Here is a 25,632-nt window from a genome sequence, read left to right as displayed (position 1 = left end):
CAACCTCTTTGGAGTTACTGTGGCTCACGAGCACCTAGACGACGTTAAACATTACCTTCTGGATCTGCAGGAGCGGTTGTGCGCAGGGCTTGCCGCTGCTGATGGAAAAGCAACATTTAAAGAAGATAGCTGGCAGCGTGAAGAAGGCGGCGGCGGACGTTCAAGGGTCATCGAAGAAGGCGCTGTTTTCGAGAAGGGGGGGGTTAATTTTTCGCATGTTTACGGTGCTCAGTTGCCCCCCTCAGCGACGGCGGCACGACCGGAACTAGCCGGGCGCAGCTTTCATGCGGTGGGTGTTTCCTGGGTGCTCCATCCTGAAAATCCTAATGTGCCAACAAGTCATGGAAACGTGCGCTTCTTTATCGCTGAAAAACAGGGGGAAGCGCCGGTATGGTGGTTTGGCGGTGGCTTTGATCTAACGCCTTACTACCCGGTGTTTGAAGATGTTGTGCACTGGCACCGGGTTGCCCAGGCTGCCTGCGTGCCATTTGGCGAAGAGGTGTACCCGCGCTACAAAGCGTGGTGCGATGAGTACTTCTATCTTAAGCATCGCGATGAGACACGCGGTGTTGGCGGGCTGTTTTTCGATGATTTAAATGAAGGCAGTTTCGACGACTGTTTTGCTTTTCAGCGTGCAGTGGGCGATAGCTTTCTGGATGCCTACGTACCGATTGTAGAGCGCCGTAAGGGGGATGCATGGGGTGAAAAAGAGCGTGATTTTCAGCTTTATCGCCGCGGCCGCTATGTAGAATTTAACTTAGTGTGGGATAGGGGCACTCTGTTTGGCTTGCAAAGTGGTGGGCGCACCGAATCCATCTTGATGTCGATGCCGCCGCTAGCCCGTTGGGAGTACGCATTTACACCACCCGTGGGCAGTCGAGAGGCTAAATTGCATGAGTACTTGGTGCCACGCGATTGGCTAGCCGAAGCCACCCAGCTGGGTAAAGTGTAAGGAGCCTGTATGACCGACCGTTACTGTGTGTTTGGAAACCCGATTAAGCACTCTAAGTCGCCATTAATTCACGGAGAGTTTGCTAACCAGACTCAGCAACCGATGACCTATACCGCCGAACTTGCGCCGGTAGAAGGTTTTGCCACTGCCTGGCGAGAATTTGTGGCAGCGGGTGGTCGAGGGGCGAATGTGACTGTCCCGTTCAAAGGCGATGCTTTTGCGCTGTGCGACACCCTGAGCCACCGCGCCAAGCGCGCTCAGGCGGTGAATACGTTGATTGTCGGCGGCAATGGCCGCACTTATGGCGACACCACTGATGGCGTTGGGCTGGTGCGTGACCTTGGATACCACCACGTACCCATCAAGGATAAACGCGTGCTGGTGATCGGTGCCGGTGGTGCAGTGCGTGGCATACTTGAACCGCTACTTGCCGAACAACCCAGTGACGTTGTTATCGTCAATCGAACGGCGGCAAAAGCCGCCCAATTAGCCGATGCCTTTGCTGACTTAGGCACCCTTCATGGCGGTGGGTTCGAGACGTTAGAAGGCCAGTTTGATCTGGTGATCAATGGCACCAGCGCTAGCCTTACGGGTGATTTGCCGCCGTTACCGGATAGCCTATTTAACCAGGGGGCTTGGGCCTACGACATGATGTATGGCTCAGAACCCACGGTGTTTTTGCAGTGGGCAGGGCCTCGCGGCGCCAAGTTGCTTGATGGCTTGGGTATGCTGGTTGAGCAAGCTGCTGAATCTTTCTTTTTATGGCGTAACCTGCGACCCGCAACAGCCCCGGTGCGCACGCTGTTAAGGCAATCGTTGAACGTCGCCAGTGACTAGCTAGCTTGCGAGTGTTCAACAAACAAAAGGCAGCCATTGCGGCTGCCTTTATTGGTTAATGCTGGTTGTTCTCGCATGTTTAGCGAGATTTGGTGTAAAAGCCAATCATGCACATAACGAGACCAGCCACAGAGACCAGCATACCGCCGTTAACCAGCAGCGGTGAGCGCTCAAGCCACGATACAAAGGGCTGCGGCGTGTCACGGCACACATTTGCCAGGTAGTCCCAATGCCCACCGTCGAGCTGACAAGCGCGTACGTCACCAAGCTCCCAGAAATAGACGCCGAGCAACACTAAAATCGGCAAGACAAGCAGCAATAAACCAAGTCGAATCATTCAAACCTCAATATTAAGGTGCCTAGGGGCGAGGGCAGTTGGGGGTGCGGCCGCTATTGCGCGCCTGCTCGTAGCTTGCCAACGCGTTATTCATGTTGGCTTGAAGCCCTTCAATACGCTGGCCTTCACTTGGGTGCGTCGACATCCAGGCGGGTGGAGCACCACCGCCAGAGGCTGCCTGCATGTTTTCCCAAACGGTAACGCTTTCCCGTGGATCAAAACCGGCTTGGGCCATTAACTGAAGGCCGATAACATCGGCTTCACTTTCATGACTACGGGAGAACGGCAACGCAATACCGTATTCCGCTCCCATCCCCAGTACCCCCATTAGCTGTTGGCCACCCGGGGTTTGCATGCCGGAGGTGCTAGCAAGTACCGATAAACCAAGTGACGTTGCGCTTTTCGTTGAGGCACGCTCGTTGGCATGATTCGCAATGACGTGGCCAATTTCGTGGCCGACGACCGAGGCTAGCTGGTTTTGATTGGTAGCGATATTGAGCATGCCCGTATTCACGCCCATGTAGCCACCGGGCAGCGCAAAGGCGTTGGGCTGTTCAGATTCAAAGACACGAATTTGCCAATCAAGATTACGCTGTTCGGCTGGCAATACTTCTACAATGGCATCGGTAATGCACTGAACATAGCGATGGCTTGCCTGACCTGCGGTGGGAATATCTCGTTGATATTGTGCAAAGGCTTGCCGACCCATTTGATTGAGCTGATCATCTGAAAGCAGCAGTAACTGAGAACGACCGGTAGGTGAGGTGGAGCATGCTGCGACAGCAGCACACAGCGCAGTAACAGCCAAGGGACGAAGCCAGCGCATAGGCAGTTTCCTTATAGACGAGTAGGGATCTTTGCACACAAGATAACCACTGTCAGTGGTAAATCAACTCATATCATAACGCACTCTGAGGACAATCATGGATGCTGAATTGAGCCACCGCTTAACGCGGTTGCTGGACCACGTAGAACATTGGTTGCCGCCTGCGCCGACCCAAGTGGATTGGGATAAGCATGTAGCGGCTATTTGGCAGCGCCATCCGTTAGGTGGTCGCTTGGTTCCCGTGCCACCGCGCGACACGATGACACTGGATGACCTGCTCGGCATCGAGCGTCAAAAATTAGCCTTAGTCGATAACACTCGTGCGTTTTTGCAGGGGCTACCTGCTAACCATGGCTTACTGTGGGGATCACGTGGCAGCGGGAAGTCATCGGTAGTCCGCGCGCTGCTTAACTCACTGGCGGATGACGGGCTGCGCTTGATTCAAGTGGATCGCCACGATTTGGGTAGTCTGCCGATATTGGTAGAGCAGCTGCGCGATACGCCACATCGTTTCGTGGTGTATTGCGACGATCTTTCGTTTGAAGGTAATGATGATGCTTACAAGGCGCTAAAAAGCGTCTTAGACGGCGCTTTAACGGGGCCGCCGGAAAACGTTTTGTTGTATGCCACTTCTAACCGCCGCCATTTATTGCCGGAATCCATGGATGACAATAGCGGTACGCGTCTTGTCGGTGAAGAGCTGCATCACGGTGACGCTGTTGAGGAAAAAATCTCGCTGTCGGATCGCTTCGGCTTATGGTTAGGTTTTCATCCTTTCAGCCAGGCGACTTACTTAGAGGTTTGTGAGCACTGGGTAACTCGTATTGGTGATAAGCAGGATTGGAGTGATGCTGCACGCGCAGAAGCGGTTCGTTTTGCCACGCTAAGAGGAGGGCGTAGTGGCCGAACGGCTTGGCAGTTTGCAGCCCAGTGGGTGGGCCGCAAACGGCTTCATCAAAAAGCTGATTAAAAAAACGCCTGCTGATCAGAGTCAGCAGGCGTTTGATAGATCAATGAGTTAACCTCAACGGCGGCTTTTACGTGCTTCTTTAGTGCGGTTAAGCTCGCGTTTTTTGGCTTTCTCTTTATCGCTTGCCCCGGCCATGTGGTCAAACGGGTTGCTACCCGAGCGGAACTCAAAGCGCATTGGTGTGCCGCGAACCTTCAACACTTTACGGAAGGTGTTGGTTAGATAGCGGCGATAGGCTTCCGGCAATGAGTCAGTCTGGTTGCCATGCACGACGATAATAGGCGGATTGCTACCACCTTGGTGTGCCATGCGCAGTTTGATGCGCCGGCCGTTAACCATGGGCGGCGGGTGCTGGCTGACCGCATCTTGGAGCAGCGTGGTCAATCGGTTAGTCGACCAGTGAGCGTTCGCAGCATTGAAGGCTCGTTCGATCGAAGGATAAAGATCACCCACAGCGGTGCCGTGTAGGGCGGAGATAAAATGCATCTCGGCATACTCGGCAAAGCCCAAGCGGCGCTTAATTTCTGCGCGCATTTTCTCTTTCGCTTCGCTTTCCAGTCCGTCCCACTTATTGACGGCCAGTACTAACGCGCGGCCAGTGGTTAGCACGTAATCTAGCAGGTGAAGATCTTGCTCAACTAAACCGCTGCGCGCATCCAGTACCATGACCGCGACATGACACTCTTTGATTGCATCAAGGGTTTTGATAATGGAAAACTTTTCAGCAATCTCGCGCACGTTTTTACGTCGCCGAATGCCTGCAGTATCAACCAATACGTAAGGCTTGCCACGACGCTCGAACGGGATTTCAATCGCATCGCGGGTCGTGCCTGCCTCATCAAATACCACAACGCGCTCTTCGCCCAGCAGCCGATTAACCAGTGTGGATTTGCCCACATTGGGACGGCCAATAACGCCAATGCGAATGCCTTTGGTGCCCGTATCCCCAGGAATGCTAGGATCGCGTTCTGGAAACGGCTCCAGCACTGTGTCAATAAGCAGTGAGACATTGCGGCCATGGGCGGCAGCAATAGGCCATGGGTCGCCAAGCCCTAAGGTCCAGAAGTCGGCCATGGCCGAATGCTCTTCCAGCCCATCGGTCTTGTTGACCACCAGCCAGGTTTTTTTCTGATTAACGCGCAGGTGATTCGCAATGGCTTCATCTGCCACGTTAAGCCCCGCGCGAGCATCTACTAAGAACAGTACAATATCGGCTTCATCAATTGCGGCCAGGGACTGCTCGGCCATTGCCGCATCAATCCCTTCTTCATCACCGCTGATACCGCCGGTATCAATCACCGTATACGCTTTGCCGCCGAGCATTCCGTTTCCGTATTTACGGTCGCGGGTAAGGCCAGGAAAGTCCGCTACGAGCGCATCGCGTGAGCGGGTTAGGCGGTTAAACAACGTCGATTTGCCCACATTGGGCCGACCGACTAAAGCAATGACGGGTGTCATGGAGTTACTTCCAGGGTTTCCAGGCGACCATTATTGGCCTGGACATGAATGGTGCTGCCTTCAGTGGCAGGACGCACGCTAATGCCAGATTTATGCACGCGCGTACGGCCTACTATGGTGCCTTCGCGGGCATCAAGTAGATGAACGTAGCCTTCGAAGTCACCGACCACCACGCGGCCATTTGCAAACGCAGGGGCGGTTAAACGACGGTCTTCCAGATCATCGTTACGCCACACTTCCTGTCCATTGTCGGCATTCAGGCCTACGACGTGGCTATCATCAGTGACGACTAGCAGAATATTACCTACCAAAATAGGCGTATGGCGGCTAGATATGTTGCTTTCCCATAGAACGCCACCGCGGGTTGCTTCCAAAGCGACAACGCTACCGTTATAGCTAGTAACGAAGAGTCGACCGTCGGGAGTTACTACCGGCTGGCCGGCAAGATCAACCAACCTGTCGACGTCGCTACGTCCGCGGGGAGTCGCAATTTGTAATTCCCACAGTGGCTGACCATTGCGGTTATCTAATGTTGCTAGTCGTCCGTTAGCAAAGCCAACAAAGCTTACAGGATCAATGACCATTGGCGTGCCGGTACCCCGAAGGGTGAGCGCCGGTTGGGGGCTAGCGTATACCCAACGCTCTTCGCCAGTGACGCGATCGAGCGCGGTAATTTGGCCGTCAACGCTCTGCACCAGTAGTAGCTGCTGATTCGCTTGAGGTGCTGCCAGCACTTCACTGGAAACCCGTGAGCGCCAATTGACACTGCCGTCGCGCTGATCCAGGGAAATAACTTCTCCGTTACGAGTGCCTAAATAAACCTGACCTGCAATAGCGTTAAGCGCGCTTGAGATAGGCGTATCCAGCTCGATTTCCCACTCACGGTTGCCGTTATTGGCGTTAAAGGCGGCGACCAATCCATTGGCATCCGCAGCAAATACGCTGTCGCCTTCGCGAGCCGGAGCAATGGGGTAGCGGGCACGACCAAGACCATCGCCTACGTCTCTGTCCCATACCTCATCAAGCGTTGAGGTTGCTGTAAAACTACGCAGCTCTTTAGGCGAGTCAGCCGGTTCGCCTTTACTGGCACAGCCTGCTAGCAAGGCGAGTGCAACAGCGCCAACGGTAATGCGCACAGACGGCTTTGAAAGTAGCGATTTGGGAAGACTGGTCATGATCATTGTGTCACCTCTTCGACGCCGAGATCGTCAAGCTTGAGCTGTACGCCGTAAAGCGCCTGATTCTGGGTTTGGGCCAGTTCAAGCGCAGTTTGCCAAGCATCTCGCGCTTGTTCTGTTTGGTCTAGCGCCGCGTAAGCGTCGCCGCGAACATTGGCCCGCTGAGCTGCCAGGGCATCGCTAATCGACTCATCTAACAAGCTCAAGGCGGCTTGTGGATCGCCGTTGGCAATTTCAATACGCGCTAATCTCAACCATGCGAGACTTTTCACATAGCGCCGAGAGGAGTCGCCAGCCACGTTCTCAAGGGCACTTTTCGCGGCCTCAAGATCACCTTGTTGAACGGCTAAACGTGCTCCTAGCAGCTGTGCTAGCTCAGCGTAGAGGGTATCGCCATGGTCACTGGTGATGTCATCAATGAGCTCACGGGCATTGGCTAACTGATCATCCGCCAAAGTGTTACCCGCGGTCATGTTGACGAGTTGCTGATAACGCACGGAGGCGGCTTCTGCCTGGCCTTCTTGATAGTTTTGCCATGCATTCCAGCCAAACACACCCGCCGCAGCAAGAACAGCCCCTGCTATGAGAGAGGTTCCGTTCTCTTTCCACCAGCGTTTAATTACCTCTAGCTGTTCTTCTTCGCTTCTCAGCTCCGCCACGGGCGGCCTCCTGTTCTTTAGCCCAGCCGCAGGGGCGGCTGGCGAGTGTTCGTCTGCCAGAGAGTAGGCAGTTAAGTTAGTGGGGCACTAGGTTTTGCAGTGTCGCGCTGAGCTCAGCCTGAGACACGCGCAACTGTTCGCGATCATCACGCAGGAACTTAAGCGTTACGGCTTGCTCTGCTAGCTCATCTTCGCCCAATAAGACGGCAATCGGTGCGTTGCTTTTGTCCGCTTTTTTCATACGGCTTTTAAAACTGCCGCCACCACAGTGTAACTGCAACCTAAGGGTTGGCAGCTCACTACGTAGTTTTTCAGCCAGGGTGAGGGCGACAATAGTAGCGTTGTCATCCATGGGTAGCAGATAAACATCGCAGCCACCTAGCGCTTCTTCTGGAATCAGCTCTAATGTTTCCAGCAGTAATATTAAGCGCTCGATACCCATGGCAAAACCGACCGCTGGCGTGGGCTTTCCGCCTAGCTGTTCGACTAGGCCATCGTAGCGACCGCCTGCACATACCGTGCCTTGGCTGCCTAGGGCCGTGGTTGTCCACTCAAATACCGTACGGCAGTAGTAATCAAGACCGCGTACCAAACGTGGGTTAACAACGTAATTAATGCCTGCTGCATCCAGCATTGCTTTGAGTTGTTCAAAATGTGTCCGCGACTCATCGTCCAAATGATCCATCAACTGCGGCGCACCGTTGAGCATTTCCGCCATCGCTGGATTCTTGGAATCCAATATGCGCAGTGGGTTGCTGGTGAGGCGACGCTTGGAGTCATCATCAAGGACGTCGTGATGCTGGTCAAAATAAGCGACGAGTTTATCGCGATAGGCCGCGCGCGCCTCTGTGGAGCCTAGGGAGTTAAGCTCTAGCGTTACATGTTCCAGTAAGCCTAGCTCTTGCCATAGGCGCGCTGAAAGCAGAATGACTTCCGCGTCGATATCCGGTCCATCAAAGCCGTACGTTTCTACGCCTACCTGATGAAATTGGCGATAGCGGCCTTTTTGCGGACGCTCGTGGCGGAACATCGGGCCTTGATACCATAACCGTTGCGTTTGGTTATGCAGCAGGCCATGTTCCATCGCTGCCCGTACACAGCTAGCCGTACCTTCGGGCCTCAGCGTGAGGCTGTCACCGTTGCGGTCATCGAAGGTGTACATCTCTTTTTCGACAATGTCGGTGACTTCACCAATAGAGCGAGCAAATAGCGCCGTCTGTTCAACAATGGGCGTACGCATTTCATCAAAGCCATAGCGATGCATCAGCTGACGCACTTTGGCTTCAAAAAATTGCCAGCGGGGGCTTTCGCTGGGCAATAAGTCATTCATACCACGGATAGCTTGAATTTTTTTTGCGGCGGACTTGCTCAATGAAAACTCCTTGTATGGGAGACAACGCTGAGGCGGGAGAAGAAAGCTTATGCCCGCCCAGGTTGGGTATCACTTGCTCGGCTTTTTAAATGCTACGAGCAATCATGTCGTCTTCTTGCTGCTGTTTTTGGCGAACTTTCTCGCGGATTAGCTTTTCCAGGTCATCCACCAGGTGATCGTTACGCAGCTTGCTAGCGGGCTTGCCATCGATGTAAACCAAATTGGCAGGAGAGCCACCGGTTAGGCCAATATCGGTTTCTTTCGCTTCACCCGGGCCATTAACGACGCATCCAATTACCGACACGTCCAGTGGGGTCATGACGTCTTCAAGCCGCTCTTCTAGCTGGTTCATGGTGCTGATAACATCAAAATTTTGCCGTGAGCAACTGGGGCAGGCAATAAAATTAATGCCTTTGGCTCGCAGTCTTAGGCTTTTAAGCATGTCAAAGCCGACTTTGATTTCTTCTACCGGATCGGCGGCGAGCGATACGCGAATCGTGTCGCCAATGCCATCCATTAGCAGCATGCCAAGGCCAATCGACGACTTCACCGTACCCGAACGCAGGCCGCCAGCTTCGGTAATGCCTAGATGGAGTGGCTGCTCGATACGGGTAGCCAGATCGCGGTACGCTGCTACCGCCATAAACACATCTGAGGCTTTAACGCTGACTTTAAATTCTTGAAAATCAAGCCGGTCCAGGTAATCAATATGGCGCATGGCCGACTCCACTAACGCTGCGGGAGTGGGCTCGCCATACTTTTTCTGAAGATCTTTCTCTAGCGACCCGGCATTGACACCAATACGAATCGGTATGCCGTTATCGCGGGCAGCATTAACCACCGCACGAACGCGATCTTCGCGGCCAATGTTACCTGGGTTAATACGCAAGCAGTCGACACCTAATTCGGCGACACGCAGGGCAATTTTGTAGTCAAAATGAATGTCTGCCACCAGTGGGACATCGACCCGCTGCTTAATTTTGCCAAAGCTTTCAGCGGCGTCCATATCGGGTACTGAAACGCGGACGATATCGGCTCCCGCGGTTTCTAACTGCTGAATTTGTGCCACGGTGGCATCAACATCCAGCGTATTGGTGTTGGTCATACTCTGAACAGCAATAGGTGCATTACCACCTACGGCCACATTGCCAACGTGAATTTGACGCGAGAAGCGGCGTTTAATCGGAGAAGGGGCGTGCATAAGACGGGTCACTCTCCCAATGTAAAGCGGGCAACGTTATTGGCACCGGCGCGCTGGACAAGGTTAACGTCCTCGCCTTCATAGCGCAGCTCTACGCCGGTGGCATTGCCGATAGTTAAACGAAAAGGCGGTTCGCCCTCAACACTTGCTGTGGTACCAGGCGTTTGCAGACCAACGAACACCCGTTGGTTATTGGCATCAAAGATTTCAGTCCACGACTGCTCGTTAAACGTAAGTTCAAGCAGGTTCGGGTTTTTGGCTGGCACTGTTTCGGTCGTGGTGTCTTCACTATCAGCGGCGGTATCTGTTTGTTCAGCGGTATCGGTAGAGGTTAGCTCAGCAGCTTGTGTCTCTTCGGCAGACGTAGGCGACTCAGAGGCTGACTCAATGGCAGCCGTTGCGGCGTTAGCCGCTCCCTCATCGACTCCCTCGGCTGTGCCGGTTTGTTGTGCGGGGGCACTGTTAGATAGCTGAGGTGTGGCAACCAGCGTTTGTTCCGTCGCTGGTGTTGCATTGTCGGCTGGCATATCGCTGGAACCACCTTCTTCTAGAGAAGGGTTGCTCCCCATGCTGGGGGGCTCACTGCCGCCACGGCTTTGCCACCACATTACCGTGACGGCAATTAAGGCAACAATGACGAGCAGGGTGACTAGCTTAAATAACCATGCGCCAATACGCGATGGTGGCCGAGTGACTGAAACAGGGGTCACTCGGCGATCTGTCTCTGTATTCCCATGGCTAGCTTGGTAGGCCTCAAGCACTAAACGATCATCCATGCCTAGGTACTTGGCGTAAGCACGTAAATAGCCCCGGCGATAAGCGGCAACAGGGATTTCTTCGTAGTTATCTTGTTCTAAACCGTCGACAACCGCCGGGCGTAAATTAAGCGCCCGTGCGGCATCGGTAAGCGGTACGCCGAGTGCTTCGCGTTGACGTGAGAGAAGCTCGCCGGGTGAGGCAGTTGGGCTAGAGGTCGTAACATTATCGTATGATTGTGTATCGCTCATAGCTGAGCATCCTTCAATAATTAGGTGGCCAGGGCACCGTTAGTCAATATTCAATAAGCGTTGGTAGTTCGCAGCCGCAGCGTGATCACCACGGGCGTGGGCGATGTCGATCGCCATTTCCAACGCGACTGGATCTTGCCCGGCCAGCTGCAAGTAACGCTGCAGCGGCTCCCAGGCTTGACCATCATTGCCCTGTGAAACTTCAAGTTCGGCTAATAATAAATATCCACGCGGGCTACGTGGATCAATGCTCACGGCACGCAGTAGGCGTTTGCGTGCTTCATCAATATTGTCGGCTGCCAAATAACACTGCCCTAAATTAGTAAATAGCTGGGCACGATTGGCATATTGGGCATCATGAGATGCTATTTCTAACTGTTCGCAAGCGGCGTTGAACTGCCCCTGCTGATATAAAAACGCTGCGTAATTATTACGCGCACGTGTTAAAGAGGGAGCTATGTTAATCGCTTGCTGAAAATAGCGATTTGCAAGCTCATTTTCACTCTGCTGTTGATAGACCAGCGCAAGCGCCTGAAGTGCCTCGGCGTTGCGTGGATTAATTTCAAGCGCACGATCAAGCGCGCTGAGCGCGCGGGTTAAGTTGTCGCGTTCTAAGTAAGCAACGCCTAGCTGGGTGTAAGCGTCTGCAGCGCCATCGCCTGCCTGCGAAGACGTGCTATCTGAAGTGGCACAGCCAGCTAACAACATGCTGCTTACTAGCACACACAGCATGTGACCCCGGGATGGGTAAAGCCGCCAGCGGTGACCGATCATGTACACCCTCTTGTAGTAACCGTCTTCAAAGAACCGTCTTCAAAGTACTATCTTCCACGAACCGTCTTCAAAGAGCCATCTTCCACGAACCGTCTTCAAAGTACTATCTTCCAAGAGCCATCTTGCAGTGACCATTAGACGCGTCGTTAGCCGACAAACTTGGGCGCTTGTGGCCGTTTGAAAACGTGTCCATCAAAGCGCCGCACTCGACGGAAGTCAAGATAGCGGTGGTTTAGTCCGCATCAAGCTGTACAGACTGAATATAGCGCGCACTTCGCTTAGTGCGGTCTTTCACCTTTCCTACCAGCTGGCCGCAAGCAGCGTCGATATCATCGCCCCGGGTAATGCGTACAGTGGCGTTATAGCCCAGGTCGTATAACCACTGCTGAAAGCGCATCACTTGGTTGCGTGAGGGCTTTTCGTAGCCTGAGTTAGGAAACGGGTTGAACGGTATTAGGTTGATTTTGCAGGGCAGTTCTTTTAACAGCGCCGCCAGTTGCTCGGCATGCTCCTGCTGATCATTGACATCTCTAATGAGCGTATATTCGATGGTAACCTGACGGTTATCCGGGCATTTGGATAGGTAACGGTGACAGGCATCCAGCAGCGCGCGAATATTATATTTACGGTTGATCGGTACCAGCTCGTTGCGTAGTTCATCAGTAGAAGCGTGCAACGAAATGGCTAAGCTTACGTCGATCTCATCGCCAAGCTTATCTATCATCGGCACAACGCCAGATGTGGAAAGCGTGACGCGGCGTTTGGAAAGTCCGTAGCCGTTGTCGTCGAGCATCAGCTTCATCGCTGGCACGACGTTATCAAAGTTAAGCAGTGGCTCACCCATCCCCATCATGACTACGTTAGTCACCGGGCGATTAGCAGTATCGCGACGCGGGCCTACGCTACGCTGGGCGACCCAAACTTGGCCGATAATTTCGGCAGCGGTTAGGTTGCGCTGAAAGCCTTGTTTGCCCGTTGAGCAAAAGCTGCAGTCTAATGAACAGCCTACCTGGGAAGAGACGCATAGCGTCCGGCGTTTACCGTTTTCCGCCGGAATCAGCACCGTTTCCACGTAGCTGCCATCTTCTACTTCCAGAACCCACTTGCGTGTGCCGTCGTTGGACGTGCCTTCATAGACAACGCTAGGACCACGAATCTCCGCTAGCCGAGCCAGTTTTTCACGCAGCGGTTTGGATAGATTCGTCATGGCAGCAAAATCATCGCTACCTTCCTGGTGAATCCACTTCATTAGCTGAGCAGCGCGAAACTTCTTTTCGCCAATCGACAAAAAGAAGTCTTCCATCTGCTCGCGAGACATGCCCAGCAGGTTCTGGCGCTCTGGCGCATTAGTGGCGGCAGGTTCGCTTTCGGTCGAGGAAAAAGAGGCAGGCGTATGTTGAGCTACGGTAGTGGTCATGGCGGTCAGCGTTCAGAGAAAAGGCGGGGGCATAGCCCCCGCGAAAATGGCCGGCAACGGATGTTGAATCGGCGGCACGCTTGGTTTAGCGCGGGCAAATTTCGTCGTTACCGAAGAAGTAGCTAATTTCGCGCTCAGCGCTTTCCGGAGAATCAGAACCATGGACAGCGTTGGCGTCGATTGTTTCCGCAAAGTCAGCGCGGATAGTGCCAGGTGCCGCTTCTTTCGGGTTAGTAGCTCCCATCAGATCGCGGTTTTTAGCAATAGCGCCTTCGCCTTCCAGTACCTGAACAACAACCGGGCCAGAGGTCATGAAGCCAACCAGGTCTTTAAAGAAAGGACGCTCTTTATGCTCGGCGTAGAAACCGCCTGCTTTTTCTTCAGAAAGATGAACCATCTTCGCAGCAACAACTTTCAAGCCTGCTTTTTCAAAGCGAGAAATGATGTCGCCAATCGCATTTTTAGCAACGGCATCAGGCTTGATGATAGAAAGAGTACGTTCAATTGCCATGGTGGAATCTCCTTAAGAGGCATAAAGCAGAAGTGCCGCCCCGGAAAGCCGAGGCGGCGCAGGAAAAAAGAGTCGGCAGGGCTGTGGTGCATTACCGATTGCCGAGTGGCCGCGATTATAGCGCCTCAAAGGGGTGATGAATACCGGTGATGCAGCGCTAAACGCTTAGACCGTGAAGCTTTCGCCACAGCCGCACTCATCTTTAACGTTGGGATTGTTGAAACGGAAAAAGCGATTCAGCCCTTCGCTTACGTAGTCAACTTCACTACCGTTGAGTATTTCTAGCGCGTCTGGAGCGATATACACGCTGGCGCCGTGCTCTTCAACGTGAATTTCGTCATCGCTTACCTCATCGGCAAAGTCGAGTACGTAGCTATAGCCTGAGCAGCCACTGGGCTTTACAGAAACGCGCAGCCCAAGCCCTTGGCCACGCTCATCGAGAACGTGACGGATTTGCTGAGCAGCCGCGGGGGTGATGTTGAGAGTTGCCATCGGGCGTCCTCCTTCAAAAAGTCGGTAGGTTGATTGCCAAGTGTGGCATCAGCCGTTTAACGCGTTGAGCGGAGTCCGCTTAACGCGTGGCGCAGTAGTGTCAGCGCATGATCAATGTCGTCGTCAGTGGTGAAACGCCCAAAGCTAAAGCGTAGCGATGAGAGTGCCAGGGCGCGCGATGTGCCGATTGCCAGTAAAACGTAAGAAGGGTCGACGCTAGCAGAGTTGCAGGCAGACCCGGTTGACACAGCAACGTCGCGCAGCGCCATCAATAGAGATTCACCGTCTACCCCTTTAAATGCCAGGTTGATAATATTGGGAACGGCATTTTCCAGCGGCGAGTTGGCAACCACACCCTCAATATCTTCTAGCCCTTTTAGGAAGCGCGCGTGTAGCTGGGCAATGTGAGCTCGATCTTCCTGGTGATGGCTTTGCATTAGCGCAAACGCTTCACCCATACCGGCAATTTGATGAGTCGGAAGCGTGCCAGAGCGCATGCCTCGTTCGTGGCCGCCGCCATGGATTAGTGCTTCTATGCGTATATCTGGATGGCGTTTAACGTAAAGCGCGCCAATGCCCTTGGGGCCATAAGCTTTATGTCCAGATAGCGACATTAAATCAATTTGTTGCGCCACCACATCTAATGGAATGCGTCCCACTGCTTGGGCTGCATCAGTATGAAAAACAGCCCCGAATTCATGGGCAACCTCTGCCAGCGCCGCTATATCATTAATGCTACCCAGTTCGTTATTGACCGCCATTAATGACACGAGTGCCGTGTCGTCTCGCATAGCGGCACGCAACTGTTCTGGCGTGGTACGCCCGTCCTGCCCAGGCGTCAGCCAAGTCACTTCAAAACCTTCGCTTTCCAGGGCGTTGGCGGTATCCACGATTGCTTTATGCTCAATGGTAGACGTCACCAGATGCATGCCGCGCTCACGGTTGGCGCGCATATAGCCAATTAGCGCTAGATTGTTGGCCTCAGTGGCACCGCTGGTCCAAACCACTTCACGTGGGTCCGCGCCAATGGTGTCGGCGACTTGACGGCGAGCTTGCTCTACCACTTGTTCCGCCTGCCAGCCTAACATGTGGCTGCGCGAGGCAGGGTTGGCAAACAGCTGATCAGCGGTTAAATAGCGCTGCATGACGTCGGCCACACGGGGGTCTACCGGTGTGGTGGCGGCATAGTCCAAATAAATCGGCAGCGAAGGGGAGGAAGTCATCGTCATAGAGTCCAACGTGCGGTGAAAGCCGTTAAGGGGATGAGGCGAGAATGCCTGCTTCAACGCGTTGCTTTTGCCGGGAGGCAATGCGTATAACATCGGGGCGCTGCATCAGTTGTGCAAGGCTGGTGTCATCAAGGAAGTTACGAATCTGCCCTGATAGGTCACACCACAGGTGATGGGTTAGGCAGGTGTCGCCTTGTTGGCAGTCTGAAAGCCCCTGGCAACGTGTTGCATCCACGGTCTCATTAACGGCATCAATCACTTGAGAAACGCTGATGTCTTCGGCTGGTTTAGCCAGTAGATAGCCACCACCAGGACCGCGTACGCTGCTAACGAGGCCCGCTCGGCGCAGGCGCGCAAATAGTTGCTCAAGATATGAGAGCGAAATTTCCTGACGCTGAGAAATATCCCCCAAGCTGGTCGGGCCTTGAGGGGTATTTATCGCCAAATCAAGCATGGCGGTAACGGCGTAACGGCCTTTAGTGGTCAAGCGCATGACAGGCACCTCGACGCTGAACCTCAGCGCACTTACGGCAAATGTAGCGCCATTATGGAAATCCTGAGTGCTTTGGTCAACTATTGCGCGATGTCGTTGAATCAGAGGTTGAGTCAGCTGCTGCGTCAGATGGTGATTTAGCCGTTGAATCAGGAGCGGTTTGCTGCGTACTGGCGGCGGCTGTCTCGGTCGCCTCGGCGTTGGCTTTTGGCTCGGAACTGTGTTTGCCAACCCCTGGGCAGCCTGTGTCGTTTTCATCAAGAATGTCGGCGAAATCTTCATCACGCAGGGCCGGGAGTTGGCCGTCGCGATAGCTGGCATCTAATTTACGCAGTGTCGAGCACATACGTTCAATGCGCTCATCCACGGCGTGCATGTGATCAAGCATCGCCTGCATCGAGCGTGCCACAGGGTCGGGCATGTCCTGACTAACACCGTAAGCATCGAAGCCAAATTTTTGGCAAATCGCTTCGCGGCGAGCCGGGTCAACATCTAACGCTTCCTCCACATCGGGGTCGGCGCGCTTAACGATCTTACCGGGAATACCCACCACCGTTGCGCCGGAAGGTACTTCTTTGGTGACCACCGCATTAGAGCCAATTTTAGCTCCCGCGCCTACGGTGAACGGGCCAAGGATCTTAGCGCCAGCACCAACAATCACACCATCTTCGAGCGTAGGATGACGTTTACCCTTATTCCAACTGGTACCGCCTAAGGTAACGCCTTGATAAAGGGTCACGTTATCGCCGACTAACGCTGTTTCGCCAATCACTACGCCCATGCCGTGATCAATAAAGAAGCGGCGGCCAATAGTGGCGCCAGGGTGGATCTCAATGCCGGTCAGCCAGCGGGAAAACGTCGATAGCGTCCGTGCCAACCATTTGAAATTTTTCTTCCACAACCAGTGGCCACAGCGGTGAAGCAGAAGGGCGTGCAGGCCGGGATAGTTGGTCAGCACCTCAAGAAAGTTACGTGCCGCTGGGTCGCGGTCGAATACGCTGTTAATGTCTTCACGCAGGCGTTGAAACATGGGTGATCCTTGGGCGTTAAAGGGCGGCAGTTATAAGCTCTTGGAATATGGTGCTGGGAATATGGTGCTTAAAATATAGTTAGTGCAATGCAGCGCGGCGCCAAAAAAATGATGTTGGGGCGCGCCGATGCGACTTCAAGCTTCGGTTGCCCAAGCCGCAGCGGTGGTCAGCGCTATGGATGATGTTTGTCGGTCGCTTTTTCGGTTGCCGAAAGAATGCCACGCAGAATATTCATCTCCATTTTTTCAGGGCGAGCGCGTAGGTATAGACGACGCAATCTTGCCATCAGTTGGCGCGGCTGTGCAGGGTCATGAAATTCAATGGCTATCAGCGTGCGCTCCAAATGCTCAAAGTAGCGCTCTAGTTCGGCATGGGTGGCTAGCGCATCATCCGGTTCTTCAGCGGCGCTAACGCTATCCTGTTGGCTTAGCCATGCCATGCGGCACTCATAGGCAATCACCTGAACGGCGGCGGCCAGGTTTAGTGAACTGAAATCCGCATTGGTGGGAATATGCACATGGGCATGGCAACGCTGCAGCTCGGCATTGGTTAAGCCACTGTCCTCGCGGCCAAATACCAGAGCGACACGTGCATTGTCGGGCTGGCACTCGCTGGGCAGGCGCTCGGCCAGCGCGCGTGGGGAAATCATTGGCCAGGGTAGCGTGCGCGAACGGGCGCTAGCGCCCACGGCGAGCGTGCAGTCAGCAACGGCGTCTTCAAGAGAGGTATGAACGTTTGCCTGATGAAGCAGATGGTCGGCTCCCGACGCGCGTGAAATGCTGTCTTGGGTAATCACCTCACAGCGCGGCGCCACTAGGGCTAAATCGGCTAAGCCCATGTTGTGCATGGCGCGGGCGACGCCGCCAATATTACCAGGATGGCTAGTGCCAATAAGAACAATACGGATGCGCTCAAGCATAATGGGCTCGGTAATCAAGTGCGGAAAACGCGCAGTTTAGCATGAGTCGATAGCATGCCCGAGAGGGCTCTGTTAGAATTGCCCGCCAAAGCAGTCCTGCCACTGCCTCCGTTCTTTAACATCACTGTGACAAGGCCCGATCATGAATCCTATGGTCCAATTTACGCTGCGCGCTGCGCGTGGCGCTGTTGAACACTTTTTACGTGTTCGTGAACGCATTGAAAATGCTCACGATGAATTTAACCTCGACCGCTTGCTAGAAGACACCGCTCGCAAAGCAGAGGCCACCATTGTTCAGCAGCTGCAGCGTGGGTATCCCCTGCACGGCTTCAGTGGTCGCTATACGCCCCATAAAGCGGGTGAAGGCGAAGGCGCTGATATCGTCTGGAAAATTGAACCAATGCACGGCTATTCCAATTTAGCAGTGGCAGGTAAGGGCTTTGCTCTCTCAGTGGTGTGTCTCGTTAAAGATCGCCCCGAACACGCGGTAATTATCTGTCCGTTTTCTGACGATGAGTATATCGCCAGCCGTGGTCGCGGTGCCCAGCACAACGATAAACGCATGCGTGTTAGTAAGCCTACTGCCATTAGCGGTACGCGGATAGCGATGAGCCTGCCTGAAACCTGGCTGCGCCCCAGCCATTTGCCAGCTTACCTGACTATTACTCAGCAGTTAGCCCCCCAAGTAGACGCCATGTTGGCATCTGGTAGCGGCCTGCTGGATATTTGTGAGCTTGCCTGTGGGCGTGTGGACAGCGTCTTTGTTCTGGGACTTGAAGAGCAAGATATGCAGGTGGGAACGCTATTGCTGAAAGAAGCCGGTGCACTGATGGGTACGCCTGACGGCAAGCCGACAGTGGCCGCTGAAGGTCAACTGATGGCTGCTGGGCCGCGTCTGTACAAGGCGCTCATCAAGCAGTTGGCGCCACACTTCTGATCGAGCCTTGCTGCGTTTGATACGAACAACGCTCTGCCGAGACCCGGTAGGGCGTTGTCGTAGAAAACTGGTTAGGCGTCAGCCTGCGGTTCGTCACGGGTGGTTTTGAAGCGGGCTCGGTAGGCGGTGGGAGTGAGCGTGTAGCGCCGGGAAAACACCTTGCGCATGCGCTCGCTGGAGCTGAACCCCGTGCGCCAGGCGATGCTTTTCATCGGCAGCTCGGTGTCGAGCAACAGCGCCTTGGCCCTTTCGCAGCGAGCGTTCTCCAGCCAGGTGGTAGGGGTCATGCCGAGTTCCGCCATGAAGGTGCGACTGAAATGGCGTGGGCTCATCCCCGCCTTGTTGGCCATGTCGGCCAGCGTGAGTGGTTGGTCGAGCCGCTCACCGATCCAGTGCTGCAGCGCGCGCATGCTGGGAGAGCCGGTCATTTGGCTGGTCAGGGCCGCGCTGAACTGCGATTGACCGCCGGGACGCTTGAGATACACCACGAGGTCCCTGGCCACGTCCAGCGCGAGATCACGGCCGAGATCCTGCTCGACAAAGGCAAGCGCTAGATCGATGGCGGCGGTGACTCCCGCCGAGGTCCAGAAGTGGCCGTCCTGCACGAAAATGGCATCGGCATCCACCTTTAGGGTGGGGTAGCGCGCTTGAAGCAGCGGTGCAAAGCGCCAGTGGGTGGCCGTCTGACGCTGGTCGAGCAACCCCGCCTCGGCGAGGAAGAACGAGCCTGTGCACAGCGCGGCAAAACGCTGGGCATCGCCGCTGCGCTGCCGACACCAGGCGACCAGGGAGCGCTCATGCTCCAGCGCTTGTTCGATATTGACTGCACCGACCACCACCACCGTTTCTAGCGCCTCCGTTTCGGGCAGCGTGCCTTCGGCCTCCAGGCATACATGGATGTCCGAGGCCACTGGGCCTGGCCGTGGCGCGACCAGCGATACGTGGTAATGAAACGTCTCACCGCGGGCAGCGAGGCGCTCGTTGGCGTAGCTGAAGACGCTCAGCGCGCCGGCCGCCTCCATGAATTTGAACCCCGGATAAACGATCAGGTGTACGCGGTGGACGTTGTCGCTCGCCACGTCTAAACACTCGTTTGTCTCGCTGTTTTTCATACGGCCTCCCAATATCTCCTCCCAATACCACCTCATGCCTTCCCGGCTGGACGCTCGATGGCTCGATCCAGGGGTACGTTGTCCTGATTCGGCCGATACTCAGTCAACGACTTTTGTGGTGATGTTATATCATAGCTATAACGTTCACCCGAGGAGAGACGAGATGAAAACACGTGCAGCGATTGCCTGGGAGCCCAACCGCCCACTGGAGATCGAAGAGATCGATTTGGAGGGGCCCAAGCAGGGCGAAGTGCTGGTGCGCATTGTCACCACTAGCCTCTGCCACACCGATATGTTCACGCTGTCGGGACGCGATCCGGAAGGACTGTTTCCTGCCGTACTGGGCCACGAAGGGGTAGGCATCGTGGAAGAAGTCGGCCGCGGTGTCACCTCGGTGAAGCCCGGGGATCATGTGATTCCGCTGTACACCCCGGAGGACCCCAACTGCCCCTATATCCAGTCGGGCAAGACCAACCTGTGCCAGACCATTCGCGAAACCCAAGGCCGTGGCGTCATGCCGGACGGCACCTCGCGCTTCTCCTATAAAGGGAAGATGATCCATCACTACATGGGCACCAGCACCTTTAGCGAGTATACGGTACTGCCCGAGATCGCCGTGGCCAAAATCGCCAAAGAGGCGCCTCTGGCCAAGGCGAGCGTCATGGGGTGCGCTGTGCCGACCGGTATGGGCGCCGTGCGCAATACCGCCAAGGTGACGCCGGGGGCGACGGTGGCGGTGTTCGGCTTGGGTGCGGTGGGCATGGCGGTGATCCAGGGTGCCAAGATGGTGGGCGCCGGACGTATCATCGGCATCGACACCAATCCCAACAAGTTTGCCCTGGCGCGGGACATGGGGGTGACGGAGTGTGTTAACCCCGCGGATTTCAATCAGCCCATCCAGGAAGTGATCGTCGAGATGACCAACGGCGGAGTGGATTTCTCCTTCGAGTGCATCGGCAACGTCAACGTTATGCGTGCTGCGCTCGAGTGCTGCCACAAAGGGTGGGGGGAGTGTACGGTTATCGGTGTGGCCGGTGCTGGGGAGGAGATTGCAACGCGTCCCTTCCAGCTGGTCACCGGGCGCGTGTGGCGGGGGTCAGCGTTCGGTGGCGTGCTGGGACGTAGCCAGTTGCCGGGCATGGTCGATGAGTGGTTGCGGGGAGATTTCGATGTCGATCCTTACATCACGCACAACATGACCCACGATCAGATCAACACGGCCTTCGACCTACTCCATGCGGGTGAGTCGATCCGTTCGGTGATTCACTTCCAGCCCAAGGAGACCATGCAACCCAGTGGCTTGGCGGGCAAAATCGTACCTATTAGCTAGGCGCGTAAAATGATGAAAGAAAAGGCCCTGCCGGGTGACCGGCAGGGCCTTTTCGTTGGCGGCAACCCCGCGATTAGGGCAGCTCTTCTTCCTCTTCATCCGTCTCTTTCTTGGTGGGAATAAGGTCTTCCCGTGAAAGCTTGAGCGGAATCAGTAACGCACCTGAGATATAAATTGATGAGAACGTACCCACCACGATGCCAATTAACAGCGCAATAGCGAAGTTCTCGATCATGTCGCCGCCTAATAGCAGCAGCGCCAGCAACACCAGTACCGTAGTACCAGAAGTGGCGAGCGTGCGGGACAGGGTGGCATTGATCGCTTCGTTGAAGATTTGCGGCATATCATCAATACGCGATGTTCGAATAGTCTCGCGAATACGGTCATAAACAACGATCGTATCGTTTAGCGAGTAGCCGATAACGGCCAAAATCGCTGCCAGAACCGTTAGATCGAACTCAAGCTTGAACAGCGCGAAGACGCCTACAACAATGATGACATCGTGCAGCAAGGCTAGCAGGGCACCAATAGCGAACTTGTATTGAAAGCGAAAGGCAACGTAAAGCATCACCACGCCTAATGCCACTAGAAGGCCTAAGCCGCTTTGGTCGCGAAGTTGGTCGCCTACCTGCGCACCGACAAACTCGGCCCGCACAAGATTAACGCTATCGCCATTGGAACGTAGCAGACTGACAACATCGTTACCGACATCCGCATCGAACGCTTGCTGAATGCGGATAAGTATTTCTGTTGATGCGCCAAACGTTTGCACCGACACGTCTTGGAAACCACTGTCTTCGAGCAATTGGCGAATCGCGTCTAAGGAAGGGACTGCGCCGTAGCGCACTTCCACCAGGGTGCCGCCGGTGAAGTCCAGTCCGAGATTTAGCTGCTGAAAAATAATCGCGCCAATCGAGATGATTAGCATCAAGGCAGAGACGATAAACGCAAGGTTGCGCCGCCCCATAAAGTCGATTCGCAGTTGTGATAGGGGTTTCATTACCACCTCTTAAATTCTGGGCTAAGCACGTGGTTCAGATCCATGCTTTTCAAATCTATGCCATTGAGATCCATGTGTTTAAATCCACAGCTTTTTGACGGGTTTGCCGCCGTAGGTCAGGTTGACCATGGCGCGCGTTACCAGTAGTGCCGTGAACATGGATGTCAAAATGCCAATGGAGAGCGTAACGGCAAACCCTTTCACTGGGCCGGTGCCGATCGAGAACAGAATCACCGCTACCAGCAGCGTGGTGATGTTGGCATCCACGATAGAGGTGAAAGCGCGCTCGTAGCCCGCATAGATTGCTTGCTGAATTGACATGCCGTTGCGCAATTCTTCGCGTATGCGCTCGAATATCAGCACGTTGGCATCAACTGCCATGCCTAGCGTCAGCACAATCCCGGCAATGCCTGGTAGTGTTAACGTAGCGCCTAGCATCGACATAACCGCGACGAGCAGCGTTAGGTTTAGCGCTAGGGCAATGTTGGCAAATACCCCGAACACTTTGTAGCGCACTAGCATAAACAGCACGACCAGTAATAGGCCGATTTGTACCGACAGCAGGCCACGCTCAATGTTTTCGGCACCCAAGCTTGGCCCAATAGTGCGTTCTTGGACAAAGTAGATAGGAGCGGCCAGTGAACCAGAGCGGAGCAGAAGGGCAAGCTCAGCAGCTTCCGTTGGTGAGTCTAAACCGGTAATGCGGAAGCTATTGCCCAGAGCACTTTGGATGGTGGCAAGGCTGATTAAGCCGCGTTCGACGTAGGGCTCGCGAATAATCGTTTCTTCGCCTGTTTCAGGGTCGATTTCTACGCGATCTTCGCTTTTATGTTCAATGAACAATACCGCCATATTGCGACCGATGTTGGTTCGCGTGGCGCGGTTCATTAACGTGCCGCCGGTGCCGTCCAAGTTAATGTTGACCTGTGGGCGACCATTTTCATCAAAGCTATTGCTGGCACTGGATACGCTATCACCGGTAATGATGACATCGCGCATCAGCTCTGCCGAGCGTGTTGGGTCGTTACGGAATTCTAGACGTTCGGTTTCCGTGTCAGGCGTATCGTTGCGAGCTTCCAGGCGAAACTCTAGGTTTGCCGTTGCACCCACAATACGCTTTGCAGCCACGGTGTCTTGAACGCCGGGCAATTCAACCACGATTTGACTTGGACCTTGGCGTTGAACCATCGGCTCAGCGACGCCCAGCTCGTTAACGCGGTTACGCAGCGTGGTTAAGTTTTGATTGATCGCATAGTCCTGAATCTCGTTAACCGTTTGGTCGCTGAGCGTCATGACTAGGTTGGAAGCACGACCATCGCCTTCATTGCTGTACTCAAAATTAGGGAAGTCGCGGCTAATCAAGCGCCGAGCAGTATCGCGGTCTTCAGCGCTACCAAAGCTGATTGACAGCGAACGCTCGTCGATGGTGGTGTTGCGATAGCGAATGCGCTCTCCGCGTAGCAGTTCACGCATGGCGCTGGCATTCACTTCCAAGCGCTGGGTAAGGGCGGCATCCATGTCTACTTCGAGTAAGAAGTGCACGCCTCCACGTAAATCGAGGCCCAGTGTCATGGGAGATGCGGAAAAGGCTTGCAGCCAACCAGGGGTGGCGTCAGCGAGGTTGAGTGCGACAGTCGCGTCACTACCCAATACATCTGCGGCAATATCGCGGGCGTCTAGCTGATCATCATCACTCTGAAGGCGAATCAACCATTGGCCATTCGTTTCTTCAATGGCCTTAATGCTGATATCGCTATCAATGAGCGCTTCTTCAACGCGGGATATTTGCCGTTCATCCAGCGAATCGCCCTGGGCATCGCTAACCTGGATGGCGGGATCTGCGGGGAATAAATTGGGAAGCGAATAGATAAGGCCAACCACCAGGACGACCAGTATCAGCAGATACTTCCACAGGGGGTAACGGTTGAGCATGCAAGCCCTGCCTTCAATTACAAACGGAATTGCTGTGCACGGACAGACCGCGCACAGCAAAGTTCACCATCGTGGCTACCATGTCACCCCTGCCGGGGTGGCTGGCACTGGATCGGCAGGGGGGAGATGCAGGCGTTAGATGGACTTAATAGTGCCTTTAGGCAGTACGGCAGCAACGGCATTTTTCTGCACGTTAACTTCGGTGCCTTCAGAAACTTCCAGCGTTAGGAACTCATCACTAACTTTGGTAACACGACCAACAAGACCGCCACCGATGACGACCTCATCGCCTTTGGCCAAGCCAGTTACCAGCTGTTTGTGCTGCTTAGCGCGCTTTGCCTGGGGGCGCCACAGCAGGAAGTAAAAAATCAGCACAAAACCAACCAGCATGACAATTTGCGCGATGCCACCGCCGGCAGCGGCTTCTTGGGCATGGGCTGGTGAGATGAAGAAATCCAGCATTGCAGAGAACTCCTGGGTTAGAAAACTCAATGGGTGAACCGATTAAACCACCCGCCAATGGCGGATGGCGATTAATTCGCTAGGGGAGGCACTGGCAGGCCGCGCTGGGCATAAAAGCCTTCCACAAAGGTCGTCAATGTACCCGCTTCGATTGCCGCGCGCAAATCAGCCATTACCCGCTGATAGTAGCGTAAGTTATGGATGGTATTGAGCATGGAGCCGAGCATTTCGTTACAACGATCCAGGTGGTGCAAGTAGCCCCGTGAGAAATTTTTGCAGGTATAGCAGTCACACTCAGCATCAAGCGGTTGGGTATCAAAGCGGTGCTTAGCGTTACGGATCTTGACCGTACCCTCGGAGGTGAACAGGTGGCCGTTGCGTGCATTACGAGTAGGCATTACGCAATCGAACATGTCGACGCCGCGACGCACGCCCTCTACCAAGTCTTCTGGTTTGCCAACGCCCATCAGGTAGCGCGGGGTGTCGTCTGGCATCCACGTCGGTAGATAATCGAGTACCTTGATCATCTCTTCTTTGGGTTCGCCTACCGACAAGCCACCAATGGCTAAGCCATCAAAGCCAATTTCGAGTAGCCCTTTTAATGAGCGTTCGCGAAGTTCAGGATGCATGCCGCCTTGAATAATGCCGAACAGCGCCGAAGGTGAATCACCATGAGCCTCGCGTGAGCGTTTCGCCCAGCGCAGCGAAAGCTCCATGGATTTTTCGGCTTCTTCAAAAGTGGCTGGGTACGGCGTGCACTCGTCGAAAATCATCACTACGTCAGAGCCCAACGAGCGCTGCACGGCCATGGACTCTTCCGGCCCCATAAATACCTTGCTGCCATCGACCGGTGAGCGGAAGTGAACGCCTTGCTCGGTAATTTTGCGCATTTCGCCTAAGGAAAAAACCTGAAAACCGCCGGAATCGGTCAGGATAGGTTTGTCCCATTGGGCAAAATCATGCAAGTCGCCATGGGCTTCAATCACGTCGGTGCCTGGACGCAGCCATAGGTGAAAGGTGTTGCCGAGAATGATTTCTGCGCCAATCTCTTTCACGGAGTCAGGTGTCATGCCCTTCACCGTGCCGTAGGTGCCCACCGGCATAAAGGCCGGGGTTTCGACGGTACCGCGGGGGAAGTGCAAGCGCCCCCGGCGTGCACGGCCATCGTCGGCTAGGCGCTCAAAGCGCATAAAACA

Annotated in this window: 26 protein-coding genes; 5 read left to right on the top strand and 21 right to left on the bottom strand. The window is 54.6% G+C overall.

From position 1 onward, the window contains the following. Positions 1–19: 19 nt before the first annotated feature. The gene (hemF, locus tag HVE01_RS13730) at positions 20–952 is read left to right on the top strand and encodes an oxygen-dependent coproporphyrinogen oxidase (RefSeq protein WP_146944760.1); all 933 of its coding nucleotides are present in this window, start codon (positions 20–22) and stop codon (positions 950–952) included. Between the two features lie 9 nt (positions 953–961). Next, positions 962–1,789 carry a shikimate dehydrogenase gene (gene aroE, locus HVE01_RS13725; RefSeq protein WP_125745601.1) on the top strand — a complete coding sequence of 276 codons (828 nt, stop codon included), beginning with the start codon at positions 962–964 and terminating at the stop codon, positions 1,787–1,789. 79 nt (positions 1,790–1,868) lie between these two features. Here aroE and HVE01_RS13720 read toward each other — a convergent pair whose 3' ends face one another. Continuing rightward, the gene (locus HVE01_RS13720; protein ID WP_125745603.1) at positions 1,869–2,126 is read right to left on the bottom strand and encodes a hypothetical protein; all 258 of its coding nucleotides are present in this window, start codon (positions 2,124–2,126) and stop codon (positions 1,869–1,871) included. A gap of 22 nt (positions 2,127–2,148) precedes the next feature. Then, positions 2,149–2,952: a M48 family metallopeptidase gene (locus HVE01_RS13715; RefSeq protein WP_125745605.1), complete on the bottom strand. Its 804-nt coding sequence runs from the start codon at positions 2,950–2,952 to the stop codon at positions 2,149–2,151. 97 nt (positions 2,953–3,049) lie between these two features. Here HVE01_RS13715 and HVE01_RS13710 point away from each other — a divergent pair, with 97 nt between their 5' ends. Further along, positions 3,050–3,922: an ATP-binding protein gene (locus HVE01_RS13710; protein ID WP_146944758.1), complete on the top strand. Its 873-nt coding sequence runs from the start codon at positions 3,050–3,052 to the stop codon at positions 3,920–3,922. Between the two features lie 54 nt (positions 3,923–3,976). Here the strand turns inward: HVE01_RS13710 and der are convergent, their stop codons facing one another. The 14 genes from der to trmJ form a co-directional block, all read right to left on the bottom strand. Then, positions 3,977–5,380 carry a ribosome biogenesis GTPase Der gene (der, locus tag HVE01_RS13705; RefSeq protein ID WP_125745609.1) on the bottom strand — a complete coding sequence of 468 codons (1,404 nt, stop codon included), beginning with the start codon at positions 5,378–5,380 and terminating at the stop codon, positions 3,977–3,979. Next, the gene (gene bamB / locus HVE01_RS13700; RefSeq protein WP_146944756.1) at positions 5,377–6,561 is read right to left on the bottom strand and encodes an outer membrane protein assembly factor BamB; all 1,185 of its coding nucleotides are present in this window, start codon (positions 6,559–6,561) and stop codon (positions 5,377–5,379) included. Before bamB ends, der begins: the two co-directional genes overlap by 4 nt. After that, positions 6,558–7,217 carry a YfgM family protein gene (locus tag HVE01_RS13695; RefSeq protein WP_146944754.1) on the bottom strand — a complete coding sequence of 220 codons (660 nt, stop codon included), beginning with the start codon at positions 7,215–7,217 and terminating at the stop codon, positions 6,558–6,560. The genes bamB and HVE01_RS13695 overlap by 4 nt, the downstream gene beginning before the upstream one ends. Before the next feature lie 76 nt (positions 7,218–7,293). Further along, positions 7,294–8,589, bottom strand: coding sequence for a histidine--tRNA ligase (gene hisS / locus HVE01_RS13690; protein WP_146944752.1), 1,296 nt, complete (start codon positions 8,587–8,589; stop codon positions 7,294–7,296). 85 nt (positions 8,590–8,674) lie between these two features. Beyond that, complete coding sequence (gene ispG / locus HVE01_RS13685; protein ID WP_146944750.1) at positions 8,675–9,790, bottom strand: flavodoxin-dependent (E)-4-hydroxy-3-methylbut-2-enyl-diphosphate synthase; 1,116 nt, start codon at positions 9,788–9,790, stop codon at positions 8,675–8,677. Positions 9,791–9,798: 8 nt separating this feature from the next. Then, entirely contained in the window at positions 9,799–10,797 is a 999-nt protein-coding gene (locus tag HVE01_RS13680; protein ID WP_146944748.1) for a RodZ domain-containing protein, read from the bottom strand. Between the two features lie 39 nt (positions 10,798–10,836). After that, a complete protein-coding gene (gene pilW, locus HVE01_RS13675) occupies positions 10,837–11,571 on the bottom strand; it encodes a type IV pilus biogenesis/stability protein PilW (protein WP_125745621.1) in 735 nt (244 codons plus the stop codon). Positions 11,572–11,803: 232 nt separating this feature from the next. After that, entirely contained in the window at positions 11,804–12,988 is a 1,185-nt protein-coding gene (gene rlmN, locus HVE01_RS13670; RefSeq protein WP_125745623.1) for a dual-specificity RNA methyltransferase RlmN, read from the bottom strand. Between the two features lie 85 nt (positions 12,989–13,073). Further along, positions 13,074–13,499 carry a nucleoside-diphosphate kinase gene (ndk, locus tag HVE01_RS13665; RefSeq protein WP_038481458.1) on the bottom strand — a complete coding sequence of 142 codons (426 nt, stop codon included), beginning with the start codon at positions 13,497–13,499 and terminating at the stop codon, positions 13,074–13,076. 165 nt (positions 13,500–13,664) lie between these two features. Next, positions 13,665–13,991 (bottom strand): HesB/IscA family protein, encoded by a 327-nt coding sequence (locus HVE01_RS13660; RefSeq protein WP_125745625.1) that lies wholly within the window; start codon positions 13,989–13,991, stop codon positions 13,665–13,667. 56 nt (positions 13,992–14,047) lie between these two features. Continuing rightward, positions 14,048–15,214 (bottom strand): aminotransferase class V-fold PLP-dependent enzyme, encoded by a 1,167-nt coding sequence (locus HVE01_RS13655; RefSeq protein ID WP_146944746.1) that lies wholly within the window; start codon positions 15,212–15,214, stop codon positions 14,048–14,050. Between the two features lie 31 nt (positions 15,215–15,245). Next, positions 15,246–15,713, bottom strand: coding sequence for a Fe-S cluster assembly transcriptional regulator IscR (gene iscR / locus HVE01_RS13650; RefSeq protein ID WP_038481467.1), 468 nt, complete (start codon positions 15,711–15,713; stop codon positions 15,246–15,248). Between the two features lie 76 nt (positions 15,714–15,789). After that, a complete protein-coding gene (gene cysE, locus HVE01_RS13645; protein ID WP_146944744.1) occupies positions 15,790–16,743 on the bottom strand; it encodes a serine O-acetyltransferase in 954 nt (317 codons plus the stop codon). 173 nt (positions 16,744–16,916) lie between these two features. Then, entirely contained in the window at positions 16,917–17,663 is a 747-nt protein-coding gene (trmJ, locus tag HVE01_RS13640; protein WP_146944742.1) for a tRNA (cytosine(32)/uridine(32)-2'-O)-methyltransferase TrmJ, read from the bottom strand. Positions 17,664–17,805: 142 nt separating this feature from the next. On the opposite strand from trmJ, the gene HVE01_RS13635 reads away from it, so the two are divergent. Beyond that, complete coding sequence (locus HVE01_RS13635; RefSeq protein WP_089039136.1) at positions 17,806–18,600, top strand: inositol monophosphatase family protein; 795 nt, start codon at positions 17,806–17,808, stop codon at positions 18,598–18,600. A gap of 71 nt (positions 18,601–18,671) precedes the next feature. On the opposite strand, the gene HVE01_RS13630 is transcribed toward HVE01_RS13635, so the two are convergent. After that, on the bottom strand, positions 18,672–19,712 hold the full coding sequence (locus tag HVE01_RS13630; protein WP_125745633.1) for a GlxA family transcriptional regulator: 1,041 nt from the start codon (positions 19,710–19,712) through the stop codon (positions 18,672–18,674). A 163-nt stretch (positions 19,713–19,875) separates the two neighbouring features. Here HVE01_RS13630 and HVE01_RS13625 point away from each other — a divergent pair, with 163 nt between their 5' ends. After that, positions 19,876–21,042: an S-(hydroxymethyl)glutathione dehydrogenase/class III alcohol dehydrogenase gene (locus HVE01_RS13625; protein ID WP_125745635.1), complete on the top strand. Its 1,167-nt coding sequence runs from the start codon at positions 19,876–19,878 to the stop codon at positions 21,040–21,042. 73 nt (positions 21,043–21,115) lie between these two features. Here the strand turns inward: HVE01_RS13625 and secF are convergent, their stop codons facing one another. From secF to tgt, 4 genes are all read right to left on the bottom strand, one after another. Continuing rightward, complete coding sequence (secF, locus tag HVE01_RS13620) at positions 21,116–22,042, bottom strand: protein translocase subunit SecF (protein ID WP_146944740.1); 927 nt, start codon at positions 22,040–22,042, stop codon at positions 21,116–21,118. Between the two features lie 78 nt (positions 22,043–22,120). Continuing rightward, positions 22,121–23,974 (bottom strand): protein translocase subunit SecD, encoded by a 1,854-nt coding sequence (secD, locus tag HVE01_RS13615; protein WP_146944738.1) that lies wholly within the window; start codon positions 23,972–23,974, stop codon positions 22,121–22,123. Positions 23,975–24,109: 135 nt separating this feature from the next. Continuing rightward, on the bottom strand, positions 24,110–24,436 hold the full coding sequence (gene yajC / locus HVE01_RS13610; RefSeq protein ID WP_038481485.1) for a preprotein translocase subunit YajC: 327 nt from the start codon (positions 24,434–24,436) through the stop codon (positions 24,110–24,112). A 71-nt stretch (positions 24,437–24,507) separates the two neighbouring features. Continuing rightward, entirely contained in the window at positions 24,508–25,626 is a 1,119-nt protein-coding gene (gene tgt, locus HVE01_RS13605) for a tRNA guanosine(34) transglycosylase Tgt (RefSeq protein WP_125753431.1), read from the bottom strand. Between the last annotated feature and the right edge of the window lie 6 nt (positions 25,627–25,632).

This window comes from Vreelandella venusta, from assembly GCF_007989605.1.
In the GTDB taxonomy this organism is placed as follows: domain Bacteria; phylum Pseudomonadota; class Gammaproteobacteria; order Pseudomonadales; family Halomonadaceae; genus Vreelandella; species Vreelandella venusta.
Note: the sequence above shows the minus strand (reverse complement) of the source record. Positions and strands in the feature narration are given on the sequence as shown.

What these genes read in the sequence shown, in the direction of transcription:
- secD (WP_146944738.1), bottom strand. Translation starts at nt 23,974, where the DNA reads ATGCTCAACCGTTACCCCCTGTGGAAGTATCTGCTGATACTGGTCGTC.
- yajC (WP_038481485.1), bottom strand. Translation starts at nt 24,436, where the DNA reads ATGCTGGATTTCTTCATCTCACCAGCCCATGCCCAAGAAGCCGCTGCC.
- bamB (WP_146944756.1), bottom strand. Translation starts at nt 6,561, where the DNA reads ATGATCATGACCAGTCTTCCCAAATCGCTACTTTCAAAGCCGTCTGTG.
- HVE01_RS13630 (WP_125745633.1), bottom strand. Translation starts at nt 19,712, where the DNA reads ATGAAAAACAGCGAGACAAACGAGTGTTTAGACGTGGCGAGCGACAAC.
- HVE01_RS13710 (WP_146944758.1), top strand. Translation starts at nt 3,050, where the DNA reads ATGGATGCTGAATTGAGCCACCGCTTAACGCGGTTGCTGGACCACGTA.
- HVE01_RS13655 (WP_146944746.1), bottom strand. Translation starts at nt 15,214, where the DNA reads ATGACTTCCTCCCCTTCGCTGCCGATTTATTTGGACTATGCCGCCACC.
- trmJ (WP_146944742.1), bottom strand. Translation starts at nt 17,663, where the DNA reads ATGCTTGAGCGCATCCGTATTGTTCTTATTGGCACTAGCCATCCTGGT.
- HVE01_RS13635 (WP_089039136.1), top strand. Translation starts at nt 17,806, where the DNA reads ATGAATCCTATGGTCCAATTTACGCTGCGCGCTGCGCGTGGCGCTGTT.
- HVE01_RS13715 (WP_125745605.1), bottom strand. Translation starts at nt 2,952, where the DNA reads ATGCGCTGGCTTCGTCCCTTGGCTGTTACTGCGCTGTGTGCTGCTGTC.
- der (WP_125745609.1), bottom strand. Translation starts at nt 5,380, where the DNA reads ATGACACCCGTCATTGCTTTAGTCGGTCGGCCCAATGTGGGCAAATCG.
- HVE01_RS13660 (WP_125745625.1), bottom strand. Translation starts at nt 13,991, where the DNA reads ATGGCAACTCTCAACATCACCCCCGCGGCTGCTCAGCAAATCCGTCAC.
- secF (WP_146944740.1), bottom strand. Translation starts at nt 22,042, where the DNA reads ATGAAACCCCTATCACAACTGCGAATCGACTTTATGGGGCGGCGCAAC.
- HVE01_RS13680 (WP_146944748.1), bottom strand. Translation starts at nt 10,797, where the DNA reads ATGAGCGATACACAATCATACGATAATGTTACGACCTCTAGCCCAACT.
- HVE01_RS13625 (WP_125745635.1), top strand. Translation starts at nt 19,876, where the DNA reads ATGAAAACACGTGCAGCGATTGCCTGGGAGCCCAACCGCCCACTGGAG.
- tgt (WP_125753431.1), bottom strand. Translation starts at nt 25,626, where the DNA reads ATGCGCTTTGAGCGCCTAGCCGACGATGGCCGTGCACGCCGGGGGCGC.
- rlmN (WP_125745623.1), bottom strand. Translation starts at nt 12,988, where the DNA reads ATGACCACTACCGTAGCTCAACATACGCCTGCCTCTTTTTCCTCGACC.
- cysE (WP_146944744.1), bottom strand. Translation starts at nt 16,743, where the DNA reads ATGTTTCAACGCCTGCGTGAAGACATTAACAGCGTATTCGACCGCGAC.
- HVE01_RS13720 (WP_125745603.1), bottom strand. Translation starts at nt 2,126, where the DNA reads ATGATTCGACTTGGTTTATTGCTGCTTGTCTTGCCGATTTTAGTGTTG.
- iscR (WP_038481467.1), bottom strand. Translation starts at nt 15,713, where the DNA reads ATGCGCTTGACCACTAAAGGCCGTTACGCCGTTACCGCCATGCTTGAT.
- pilW (WP_125745621.1), bottom strand. Translation starts at nt 11,571, where the DNA reads ATGATCGGTCACCGCTGGCGGCTTTACCCATCCCGGGGTCACATGCTG.
- ispG (WP_146944750.1), bottom strand. Translation starts at nt 9,790, where the DNA reads ATGCACGCCCCTTCTCCGATTAAACGCCGCTTCTCGCGTCAAATTCAC.
- aroE (WP_125745601.1), top strand. Translation starts at nt 962, where the DNA reads ATGACCGACCGTTACTGTGTGTTTGGAAACCCGATTAAGCACTCTAAG.
- ndk (WP_038481458.1), bottom strand. Translation starts at nt 13,499, where the DNA reads ATGGCAATTGAACGTACTCTTTCTATCATCAAGCCTGATGCCGTTGCT.